Below are 13,279 nucleotides of genomic sequence, written 5' to 3' on the forward strand. Positions count from 1 at the left end.
GAACGTGTCTTACAACAGTTAGCTTCAAATCAAGGGGGTATGCCATTTTAAAATCTCCATAGGAACCGCCCTAGAGTATAATAAATTTTTGGGAACTAATTTTGAAAACTATTTTAAGACATAGGGACTCACTTGATAATTTTCTTTGTATTTTGAGAACAATTTAGGCATAGTTTATGCTTTTTTTTTTCGACTAGTTTCTAGACGCACCGTCTTAAAACACCCGCCATGGGCTCTTTCATCGCAATTGAGCTCTATCTTTTTGTTTTGTCTTACACTCCCGCACTAGTAGTGTTTAATAGACTTGGTTTAAATAAGCTTTTAGCGTGCTTATCATTACAAGGTCTTTACTACTCTTACCTCTTAACTACAAGTTACTTTTAATTTAGCGCTTGTATAAAAACATATTAAGGCTCTTAGCCTGATCGCACTTTATTTTGCCCCTATTTTGTACGATGTTTTACATAGACTAATTCTTACATCATATCAAAGCTTATAGCCCAAAATTCTAGTAAAAACCATCATGCTCAGTACTAAGCGTGCTCTTTTGCTATGTCTATAAGTTGCAATTTAGAAGTGCCAAGACAAAACAAGCAATTTAACTTTCATTTTTTCAAATACAAATGAAGCAAACAAATAACGCCATTAAGTTCTTAATGGCCCAATACCGTGCAATCTTCCAGAATGCATACTTCAAAGGTTTAGCCACCGCTGCCGTAGTTACCATGGGCTTAGCCGTTGGTCAAGCTCAGGCTGGTAAAGTAGACCAAATCTTTAATGGAACAACTGCAGTTGCTGATGGAACAATTATTATTAATGGTGTACAGCAGGATGATAGTGGTGAAATTATCAAAAATCAATTCACCAAGATTACTGTAACAGCTGATCCCACTGCAGATTTTTCCAACAAAGTTTTTGAAATCACTTCTGGAGAAACCTCAGCTAATACTATTACTGGTGCTGCTGGCGCAAACTTATCTTTCAAAGGCAAGTCACTTACAGTAAACATTAGTGCTGGTGCTACTCATGGTTTAGCAATTTCATCTGCTGGTACTGACAATACCAAAAATGCTGAAGTAGAGTTTACTGATGGTATTACTGTTACTAAGGGAACTATTTCCCTAGCTGGTTCAGCACAAGGTACAGCAGGCTTAGCTTCTAAGGAGATTACTTTAGCTGGTGCCACAACAGGTGATGCTAATATTACCGTTGGCTCTCTTGGTTTTCTTGGTTATGACTTAGCAAAGAAAGGTGCAGCTGCCACTGAGCCAGCTCCAAATGTGGCTAAGGATGTTGCTAACTACTCTGATATTGAAGTAGGCGCACACGGTAAAATCACTGCGACAGCTTCAACTGACAATACCAATATCCAAGCTGCTAATTTATCCATTAAAAAGGATGGTGAATTAGTCGTTGCAACAGGTGCTAAAGCTACAGATACTGCAACTCTAACATTAGTAACAGGTGAACTTGCTGAAGGTAAAATTACTACTGTAGATAGTGGTGGTTTAACTGTTAAGTTTGCAGACGGTGACTTTGTTAAGAGCGGCGATTCTGTTGAGAAGACTTTAACCTTAACCAAGGGCAAGCTAAACTTAGGTGGTGAGTTAACCCTTTCTGGTGAAGGTAAGTTAGTTATTTCTAATTTAGATGCTCTTACCTTTGAAGGAGATAAGGGTGTCACCCTTTCTGGTGGTGCCTCTTTTGCTCCAGCCAATATTGCACAAGCAAATGCCCTTGCTAAAAAGACTCCTTTATCTGTTGCTAAAGGTGGTATCTTAGACTTTGGCAGCAATAGTCTTGACTTAACCCAAACCGAAAACGTACCAAAATTTGGTACACCTGCTAACAAAGCCAATGGCACTATTGGTCTTGCTGATGGCGGTATTGTAAAAGCCAAAGACATGACCTTAGATGCTGATTTAGGCGTTGATGGTGCAGTTGCTAAGGCTGATACTATTACTCTTAAGAACAAGACTGGTTCTAATGTAACATTTAGCCAGACAACAATTAGCGCTAACTCTGCATTAAACCTTGATTCTTCTGATGTAAAGATCTCCACTGCCTATGGCAAGATCATTCTTGGCGAAGATTCTGCAAAGACCATCGCTGCTTCCGAGGCATACAAGAAAGCCGATGCAGATAAAAAGGCTCTTTTATTAGGCCACGCTGGCTCAATCAACAGCACCAACGGCACTCTAACTGTATCAAATGCAGCCGAGCTTCAAGTCGCAAATGGTACTTGGACTTCCAATGCTAATATTACTTTAGATAAGAACACTGCAGCTGCTAAGTTAACTATTGGTTCTGCAAATGCTAACTCAGCCGCCAAGTTATCATTAGATGGTAAGACTTTAACTTCTAAGTCAGGTACTATTACCATTGGTAACGGCACTACTGCTCCTTTATATGCAGAGTTAGATCTTACTGGTGCAACCATTGATCATACCGACACCTCAGTAACCATTGAAAAGAATGGTGTTTTAAAGTTAACTGGTGAGCAGGCTCAAGAGCTATTAACTGGTTCAAAATCTTCAGCATTTAAGACCTTAATTAAGGGTGGTGCTACTTTAGCTGTTGCTGGCGATTTAGAGCTTGAAAAGGCAGACTTTACTACTCAGACAGGAGCTCAAGCTGATGCAATTAACTTAAGTGGTGATAGTGCAACTAATAAAGCAACCTTAAAAGTAGACGGCTCTTTAACAATTAAAGATGCTAATGACTTTAATGTAGGAGCAAACAACAAGTTAGTTGCTCAAGGTTTAGTGTTAAATAGCGGCGATTCTGTAACTCCAGAGAATGTAAGCTTAGGTGCTGGTGAGTATGTATTAAATACTCTTACCTCTGACTTCCAAAAGAATGGTAAAGCTCTTGATGCAACACTTGGCGCAAGTGCCAATGTTAAGTTTGGAACTATTAGCCCTAAGAAAGCAGCTGATGGTTCATCCTACTCTGTACAAGACCTTGAGGAAGGTTCTACTAACTTAAACTTAGTATTATCTGGTGCTACAGACACCACTAAGGTTGAAGTTCTTTCTAAGAATTGGACTGGTAAGAATGTAACCTTAACCTCTGGTGACTTTGCTATTGGTGATGGCACTTCCAAGGATATTGATGGCAACATTCTTGGCTCCAAAGCAAAATTTGATAACTTAGTTGTTACTAAAGCTGACGGCAAGTTCACTGTTCATGAGAATAGCTCCGCTACCATCAAGAGCTTAGACTTACAAGCTGGTAGTGATTCTAACTTTACTGTAAAGGGTAAGTTAACTGTCAACGGCTTACAGTCAGAAGAAACCGATCCTGCTAAGATTACATCTTTAGGCTTAAGCACTGCAGCTGGTTCTGTTATCAAGGTTGATGGCGCTAATGCAGAATTAACCTTAGGTGAGACTGTTCTCAGCCCAATTAAGTTCAATGCAAATACTGGTGCTGTAGAGTACGATACCACTAAGATCAAGGATGATCCTTTTGCTGGCAAGATTGATCTCAATAACTTTGCAACCTTATCCTTAAAGTTTGCTGATAAGACCAAGTTCAACACTAAGGAATTAGAAGGCTTACGTAAAGAGTTCTTTGGTTCAGGTGATACTTTAGATGACGGATTTATCTACTTAGGTGAAGGCTCTACCTTAGTTGATGCAAACGGCAACTCTTTAGTTACCGATGGCAAGATCTCTCAGGATGCTTTAGCTTCTATTGGCGATATTAAGGACATTAAGGATGACACCTTATCTAATGCCACTGTAGACGTAACTGATGTTTCTAAGCCTGTTGTAAACAACGTTGGTAATATCCAAACTTCTGGTAACGCTGCAAATGCAACTGAAGTTACAGTTGGCTATGGTTCCTTAAACAATGCAGCTTTAGGTGCTAATAAGGATCAATATGCTGTAAATGCTAGCGGCACTTCCTTAAACTTAAAGGTTGAAGACGGTGTTAATTTTGGTCTAAACGGTGGTGGTGTTGCAGGTGAGATTGCTATTGGTAATAATGCCGTTGTATACACCAACAGCGCTGATCCTAAGAAGAACGTAATTGCTAAGGTTTCTGGTGGCGATAACACTGAGTTCCAAGTTCAATCTGGTACTACTGAGGTTAAGGACATTGTTAAGGTAGGTGTTCTTAACACTGAGGCTAACACCAATTTAGTAATTGGCAAGACTTTAACTGTAAGCAATGCAACCTCTGACAGCGAAATTAAGGGCAACTTAGAGGTAGCTGATTTAGCAACCTTTAAGGGCAATGTATCTTTAGATGGTCAAAACAATGTATTTAAGAATGGATTGACCGCTGAGAAGACCCTTGATGTAAACGGCAATGTTACTGTTCTTGAAGGCACTGGTAAGGCTACTCTTAAGGATAATGTAGGCATCTACAATGGCGCTACTTTCCAAGCTAAGGAAATTGTGCTTACTAATAGTGGCAAGAGCTTAACTGTTGGTGAAGAGAAGTACCAACTTGCAAATGGTGAGTGGAACAATGGTTCTACTGGCTATTTAGAGGCTGGTAAGATCTCTCAAAACGGTGCTGCTATCGTTATTGATCCTGAGTACAACGAGAAGACTTCTATTGGCGCAATTGGTGCCTTATCTGGCACTGGTTACAGCTCCACCTCTGTTCTTGGCAAGGCAGGCTATGCAACTGGCAACTTAATTGTTGGTAAGAATGCTGCTTTAGGCTTAGGTCAAACTGAACAAGATAAGGCTGTTTCTTTAGCTTTCATGCAAGAATTCTTAAAGAACTTCCAAAACGATCAAGGTCAGTTAGTTGAAGATGAGATTGGCTCTATTGCTTTCTTAGGTTCTAAGCTCACTTTAGCAAATGGCAAGCACTTAGTTGTTGATGCTCACAATTCTATTGAAGCTATCAATAAGAATCTTGCTGGTACTACTGATGGTTACAAGTACAACGGCCAAACTGCTGACTTAGTATTAGGCACTAATACTGCCTTAGCAGTTAGCGACAATATTTTATCTGAAGGCAGTGCAATCCACTTTGACAAGGCTAATGCCTCTATTTATGCTCCAAAGGCTGATGGTCAGAAGTCAGGTAAGATTGTATTAGTCGGCGATAAGTTCTTAAGCGGTACTAACATTACCCTCTTCCAAGACAAAGATAATGATGGTGTTGATGTTCTTGGTAAGAAAGGCGAGAACGACATTCGTGTAGAGACCTTAAACGGCTTAATGTACTTTACCTTAGAAGCTGGTCAGAAAACTACTGCTAAGCAATTAGCTCTTGATTCATCGAAGGTAGAAGGTGCTTTCTTAGGCGCTTCTGAGCCTATGCGTGACTTCTTATTTGGCTATACCACTAAGCACACCAATTGGGATGAAGTTATTGCTGCTAAGGATCCTAAGGCTCCAGAGTACTTAGTTGACTACAAGGCTGCTGAGACTGAGGCCAAGTGGGATGCGCAAGCTAATGCAATTACCGTTGTAGATACCCAGTCCAAGCTTACAGCTAATGACTACGTAGCAATCAAGGAAACTGTTGACGGTCAGCAGACTACAGTTGTTTACCGCAAGGCTAACAACAAGTTCTTAGATCGTGTTACCCAGCAGACAAATGGTGCTGCCGCTGATCAAGCTGCTCGTATGGGTGATTTTGGTGGCGCTGCTGAGAGTGCTTTAGTTGCTACCTCTACCACTTACGATGCTGTTGCAGGTCGCTTCGGTATGGGTCAACAGGCTGGTACTATGACTATTGCTAACAATGGTCAGGGTTCTGGCTTATGGGTAACCCCAGTTTACAAGAGCCACGAGTCTGACGGCTTCGACGCTGATGGCTTAGGCTATGGTTCTGACATTACATTATACGGCGTAGCCTTAGGTGGTGATGTAACCTTAGCTAACGGCGTACGTGTTGGTGCTATGTTCAACGTAGGTTCTGGTGATGCTGATGGTCAGGGTGCTGCCTCTGTAGTATCCAATGACTTTGACTACTTCGGTGGTTCTATCTACGCAGGCTATGCTATCGACAACCTCTCAATCGTTGGTGACATTTCTTACACCACTATCGATTCTGATGTTGAGGCTAACACTGCTGCTGGCAAGACCTCTACCTCCTTTGATACCACTACCTTAAGCGTTGGTGTAACTGGTCAGTACGCCTTAAAGGTTGCTGAGATGGACGTAACTCCACATGCTGGCATGCGCTTTACTCGCATCGACATGGATGACTACTCCATTGACTCTGCCGAGTTCGGTGAGGTTGGTCAATACAATGCAAGCTCTGCTAATGTATTCTCCATTCCTGTTGGTGTAACCATCTCCAAGGAGTATGTAACCGATACTTGGACTGTTAAGCCAAGCTTTGACTTGACCTTAACTGGCAACTTCGGTGACGACACTGTTGATGGTACTGTATCCTGGACTGGCGTAAGCAACTACGATGTATCCACCAAGGCCGAGTTTGTTGACAACTTCACCTATGGTGCAGCTGTTGGCATCGCTGCTAAGACTGGCAACTTTGGTTTAGGCTTAGGCCTCAACTACACTGGCTCCTCTAACACTGATGAGTTTGGTGTAAACGCCAATGCACGTTACATGTTCTAAGCTTAAATAGAGCATTTAACGAAAAACTACTTAAATTGAGGCTTGAGACTTAGCAGAAAGGCAAGCTCTGTTAGGTTGAGAGCCTCTTTTTATGTAGTCCAAAATACAAAAGGCAGGAAGCTTATTAAAATAAGCGTCCTGCCTTTTTGGCTTTTAACATTGGGCTTTTAAAGTTTAAAACGCCCGCCTATGCTGCAGAAATAAGATAAATAAGCCATTACAGCTATTAGGATAATGTTCTTAAAATACATATTGATTAACATCAATTAACCTATTCTTTGTGATACGTCAAATCACATACAATATCGCAAGACTCCCTATTTCTCTGATTGGTCTTATTAAAGCTGTTAAATTCACTGAACGAAGTGCTATTACTTTATGCAACGCATTCGATAATTGTATACATTGTTGAAATCAACAATTTTTTATTAAGTGCTGCAAATATAGGCACAATTTATGCTTTTTTTTTTCGACTAATTTTTAGACATACCGCTTAAAAACACCATTCTAGAGCCATTTCCACATAATTGCGCTCTACATATTTGTTTTGTCTTACATCCCGCACTAGTAGTGCCTCTTAGTTAGTTGGTGCAAACCAACATTAGAGATGTTTGACACTTTTAAATTAGATTTAGCGTGCTAGTTTAAGAGCTGTCTTTACTACTTTTACCTCTTAGCTACAAGACAATCCACGATTGCTTGTACAAAAACCAACTAAGGCTTTTAGCCTAATTGCACTTTAGCTTTTGAGTGTATGTGTAAGGAATTACTTAGTCTTACTACCAATTCCACATTATACCTAATACTTGAACGTCATTTTTATCAGTAAATTTAAACGCCTGCTCAGTACAAAGCGAGGCTTTACTGTGACCTCAACTAGACAAAGCTAAAGCTGCCAAGACAAAACATCCCACACATTTTTCATTTCATATTACAAATGAAGCAAACAAATAACGCCATTAAGTTCTTAATGGCTCAATACCGTGCAATCTTTAAGAATGCATATTTCAAGGGCTTAGCCGCAGCTGCCGTCGTAACCATGGGCTTAGCTGCTGGTCAGGCTCAGGCTGCTAACCCAACCGATCTTACAGGCTTTGCAGGTACTGATAAGATTACAATGCAGAGTGGATCTACTAATGTTGCTATTTCAGGATCTGGTAGTTTAGGTTGGAATGCTCCTGTTGAAGTTATCTCTGTTTCAGGTACAACCAATCACTCCATCACCATTGATACAGATGCTTTAACCCTATCTGGTACTGGCTCTCTCACCGTTAAAACTGGCGAGGAAGCAAAGGGCTTAGAAATCAAAGCAGGCAATGATAAGGCTATTACTGTTGATATTGGCTCTGTTGATGTACAAAGCGGTTTACTTCAATTAGTTAATGGCGCTAGTGGTTCAGGCACTGTTTCCTTATCTGCTGACACAATCAAAGTTGGTGATGGTAAGAATGCAACCACTAATGCCGTTATCAAGATTGGTGATACAACCAAATCTGGCGATGCTGCTACTTTAGGTAGTGGTTCTGATAATATCGTTCTACAAAAAGGCGGTAAGATCGAATTTGCAGGCTCTGGCGCAAGCTTAGCCATCTTAGCAGGTAATCTTCAAGCTACTGGTGGTGAATTAGACTTCACCTCTGGCTCTGGTAAGATCACCTCATATGGTACTGCTAGCGATGTAACAATTTCTGTAGGAACAGAGAAAACTGCTTTAGTTGAGCTTGCCGATAAACCTGATACCCCTGCAGATGAAGGCACACTTAACATTAAGAGCGGCCTTATCAAGTTAGTAGGTAGCTCTACTGCTAAAAGTGGCTCTGTATTACAAGTAGAGAAGGGCTCTGTAGTTTTAGGTGATAGCGTAATTTTAACAGCCACCGATGACGCAACTGGAGCTGGCACTTTATTAGTTGGCTCTGGTGCTTCTGCTGAGCTTACCCTTTCTAAGACTACCTTAGATAATTTCTTAAAGGGCACTGCAACAGCTCCTTCTGGCACAAGTTTAACCGCTGCCTCTGGCTCTTTACACATTGGCGCATCAGGTACTGTAGTTGTTAATGGTGATGCCAATCTTTCTGCTTTTACTTTCTCTGGTGATGCAGCAGCTGGCGTTATTGCTGTAGCTTCAGGTGCAAAGTTTGGTGCAGATAATCTTACAGTTGATGCTACTGTTGCAAACGCAACTGGCTTAACTGCTATTGCAAAGAACAACCTCACTTTAGGCACTAGTTCAGATAAAACTGTAAAAGCAGGTATTGCTCTAGAGTCTAAGAACTTAACCTTAGTTTCTAATGCCAACAACTTTGTATTACAAGACAAAGTTACCTTAAAGAGCATGACTAAGACCACTCAAGAAGATCAAACTGTTAATGTAGCAGCTGAAGGCAAAATTAATGGCAATGCTATTAATGTAAGTGGCGGTTCACTTACTATTGCAGCTGGTGAGTATACTTTTGGTGAGGATATTACCTTAACCTCTGGCGCTTTAACTGTTTCAGCTAATGAGAATGCAGATAGCCAAGGTACCAACAAAGTTGCATCAAGCTTAAAGCTTACTAATGGTAATATTGCTATTGAAAGAGCAACTGGCAATAACATTACCGTTTCTGGCGCTAATGCAACCTTAGATATTTCTGAGGCTGGTTCTCTCACTGCGAAAGATGCTAAAACCTCTGGTGATGTAGCAATCATTGCTGACGCTGGTACTTTAGTACTTCGTGGCGAGCAAGCTACTTCTTTCATTAAGAAAGATACCAAGGCTTCCTCTATTGCTATTAAGAATGGTGGTAAAGTTCAAGTAACTGACAGCCTTGAGCTTGCTTTTGGTACTCTTAAGTCAGGTGCTACCTCAACAAACTCTACCGATGCTGCATTAGTTTTTGATAGCGGTTCAAGCGGTACTTTAGAAGTTGCAGACACTTTAACTATCAACAACTTTGATAGTGCTGCTTTAGCTATTGGCCAAAGCGGCTCTATTCAAGCAGGTACTTTAGCACTTGTTCAGTCTGGTGGTTCTACTGCAAAAGAGCTTAAGTTAGGTGCTGGTAACTTTACTGTATTAAATAGCTTACAAGCTGAGAAGACCATTCAAACATCTGATGCTAATTCTAATCTTTTATTAGGAAAAGTTATTGATGTTGATGGTACTGACTACTCTCAAGCATTAACTGAAAGTGGTGATATCTCATCAGCTTTAGATATTTCAAGCGGCTCTGCTCAGGTGGATGCAGGCAACTGGACAGCTAAGAAGACTTTATCTGTAGGCACCAATGGCACATTGACTATTGGTCTTGAGAATAAGTTTGATGCTAAGAATGAGGCTATTACTGCTAGCTTATCTGTAACTGACCTATTCAAGGCAGAAAAGGGTGTTAGCGTAAACTCAACTGGTACCTTAACCACCAACAATATCGAGGCTGCCTCTGGTTCTATCACTTTAAGTGGTGGTGCCATGACTATTAACGGTAAGTTTAGTGATGCTGGCACCCCTGATGTTACTACCGATGATAAGCTTGGTGTTAAGTTAGCCTCAGGCTCTATCGTTCTTAATAAGGACTCTAATTTAACCATCCAAGGCGATGCCATGACTGGCTTCGTTGTTGACCAAGATGGCAAGGTAACCTTTGCTACCTCTCTAGAAATTACTGAGGGTGCCATTGATTCAAATGCTGGCTCTAATATTGACTTAGTATTTGGTCAAGCTGGCTCCATTTCAAAGGATGGCTTAGATGCTATTAGCAATAAGCTATTTGGCAACACTGTATCTCCAGAGGGTACAGTAACCTTAAAGGGTGATATTACTATTGCTGGTTTAACTCCTGATGAGAATAATGAAATTTCTTGGAAGGATACCGCTAAGGACTATGCCGACTACCTCCCTACCTATATTGACCCTAAGCTTCAAGAGGCTAAGCTCACAGGTGTTACCTCCGATGCTATTACAGGTCACTTTGGTTCTGTAGTTACTCAGGATATTACCACTGCTGGTAGCGATGTAACCTTTAAGAAGAATGGTGGCTTATACAATGCTACCACTATTGAGGGTGATACCACTGGCAACAAGTACTTTGCTCTTGGTAAAGACAATGTAGTTCTTGGTATTAAGGTAGATTCTGGCTCTAACTTCACCTTAGCAAACGGTGGTATTGCTGATCACTTAACTTTAGCCTCTGGCTCTAATGCTACTATCGACAGCAAGGCTGGCGAAACCAAATTCTTAAAGGACTTATCAGGCCAAAATAATTCCTCTGTAGAACTTAAGAGTGGTTTAACCACTGTTGAGGGTAAGGTAGCAACTGGCTTCTTAGATTCCAAGGCTGGCTCTAAGTTAGTTGTAGCTAAGGATTTAACCTTAACAGGCAATGCCCAAGGTCAAGTTAACCAGATTGAAGGTGATGTTTCTGTAGCAGGTAAGACCACTTTATCAGGTGATACCACCTTTGCTGGCAACAATACCTTTACTGGTGCCTTTAAGGCCAGTCAAGCTGTTGAGTTTGGCAAAGGTGTAACTCAATTTGCTGGCAATGCAGATTTCGGTAATGAGCTTGATATCGTTGATGGTGCTCAAGTTACTGTCGATGGTATCTTAAAGTTAACCGCCCAAACAGCAGATATCGTTGTTGGTGAGTACAGCCAGACTAATGAGGCTAACTCTTCAGGCTTCTTAGCTGCTAAGTACGCAAACTTAAATGGTGGCCGCTTAGTATTAGACCCTGCTTATGGTCTCAAGTCCTCTGTAGCAGAAATTGGTGCCTTTACTGAGAAGTCCACTCCATTAGCTGATGATATCAGCTTAATCAATGGCGATGTTTTAGTAGGTCAAAACTCTGCCTTATTAGTAGGCTCTGATTTAGCTTCTGCTCGCTCTTACTTAGCAAGCTTACAAGACCAAAATGGTTCTTTAAGCGATGCTGAGGGTAAGATTGGTTCTGTTCTTTACATCAATGCTCAACAAAGCGTAAAGAATGATAAGCAAATTATTGTTGATTCAACCGCCAACTTAGACACTGCCTTTGATAAGAGTGGCGACTTAGTTGCTAAGTACACCGAGAACAAGGCATTTAATGGTGTAGCAGCCTCTCAAAAGGCTGACTTATACTTAGGTGGCAATGCTGCTTTAGTATTAGGCGACGGTGCTAATAAGGCTGACGGTGCTATCAAGTTTGCTTCTGCCGATGCTGCTGTTTATGCCGAGAAGGGTGCCAAGATTGTTCTTGATGGTTCTTCTTTCTTAAACGGCTCTCGTGAAGTCACTGTATTTACTGATGCTGGTACAACTAATACAGGCGTTAAGATCTTAGGTGATGAGACCAATAGCATCCGTGTTGAGACTGTAAACGGCTTAATGCAGTTCTACCTCAAGGCTGGCGAGGAAGCTTCTAAGGGTACCTTAACTCTTGATACCACTAAGGTTGATAGTGCCTTTACCGCTGCTTCTGCCCCAATGCGTGACTTCTTATTAGGCTACACCACTCTTACCAAGAACTGGGAAGAGATGTATCCACGTGATGGCGCTCAAGTAGCCCCAGGTGTAACTGAAGAGGTCTTATTAGGTGTTGCAGGCCCTGCACAGACTAATTTCAAGATCGATCCAGCCACTGGCAAGATTACTGGCTTTAGCGCTACCGCTAGCGAGAGCTTAAAGAAGGAAGACTTCAACAACTACGTAGCTGTTGCAACTGGTAATAAGGATCAAGCTGGTAACCCTACCTATGACATCTACAAGAAGGCATACAATGACTTCTTAGAGAAGGTTGTACGTAATACCAATGGTGCTGCTGCTGATCAAGCCGCACGTATGGGTGATTTTGGTGGTGCCGCTGAGACTGCTTTAGTAGCTACCTCTACCACTTATGACGCTGTTGCAGGTCGCTTCGGTATGGGCCAGCAGGCTGGTACTATGACTATTGCTAACAATGGTCAGGGTTCTGGCTTATGGGTAACCCCAGTTTACAAGAGCCATGAGTCTGACGGCTTCGATGCTGACGGCTTAGGCTATGGTTCTGACATTACCTTATACGGTGTAGCCTTAGGTGGTGATGTAACCTTAGCTAACGGTGTACGTGTTGGTGCAATGTTCAACGTAGGTTCTGGTGATGCTGATGGTCAGGGTGCTGCCTCTGTAGTATCTAATGACTTTGACTACTTTGGTGGTTCTATCTACGCAGGCTATGCTATCGACAACTTCTCAATCGTTGGTGATGTTTCTTACACCACTATCGATTCTGATGTTGAGGCTAACACTGCTGCTGGCAAGACCTCTACCTCCTTTGATACCACTGCCTTAAGCGTTGGTGTAACTGGTCAGTACTCCTTAAAGGTTGCTGAGATGGACGTAACTCCACACGCTGGTATGCGCTTCACTCGCATCGATATGGATGACTACTCCATTGACTCTGCCGAGTTTGGTGAGGTTGGTCAATACAATGCAAGCTCTGCTAACGTATTCTCCATCCCTGTTGGTGTAACCATCTCCAAGGAGTATGTAACCGACACTTGGACTGTTAAGCCAAGCTTTGACTTGACCTTAACTGGCAACTTCGGTGACGACACTGTTGATGGTACTGTATCCTGGACTGGCGTAAGCAACTACGACGTATCTACCAAGGCTGAGTTTGTTGACAACTTCACCTATGGTGCAGCTGTTGGCATCGCTGCTAAGACTGGCAACTTTGGTTTAGGCTTAGGCCTCAACTACACTGGCTCCTCTAACACTGATG

Annotated in this window: 2 protein-coding genes; both read left to right on the forward strand. The window is 41.8% G+C overall.

Annotation, left to right across the window (positions count from 1 at the left end; translation table 11 throughout):
- Positions 1-623: 623 nt before the first annotated feature.
- Entirely contained in the window at positions 624-6,560 is a 5,937-nt protein-coding gene (locus tag MXE38_RS10975) for an autotransporter domain-containing protein (protein WP_246914815.1), read from the forward strand.
- Between the two features lie 937 nt (positions 6,561-7,497).
- The coding region (locus MXE38_RS10980; RefSeq protein WP_246914819.1) for an autotransporter domain-containing protein at positions 7,498-13,279 on the forward strand (5,782 nt) is incomplete at its 3' end.

The organism is Anaerobiospirillum sp. NML120448 (genome assembly GCF_023050945.1).
Taxonomy (GTDB): domain Bacteria; phylum Pseudomonadota; class Gammaproteobacteria; order Enterobacterales; family Succinivibrionaceae; genus Anaerobiospirillum.

What these genes read in the sequence shown, in the direction of transcription:
- MXE38_RS10975 (WP_246914815.1), top strand. Translation starts at nt 624, where the DNA reads ATGAAGCAAACAAATAACGCCATTAAGTTCTTAATGGCCCAATACCGT.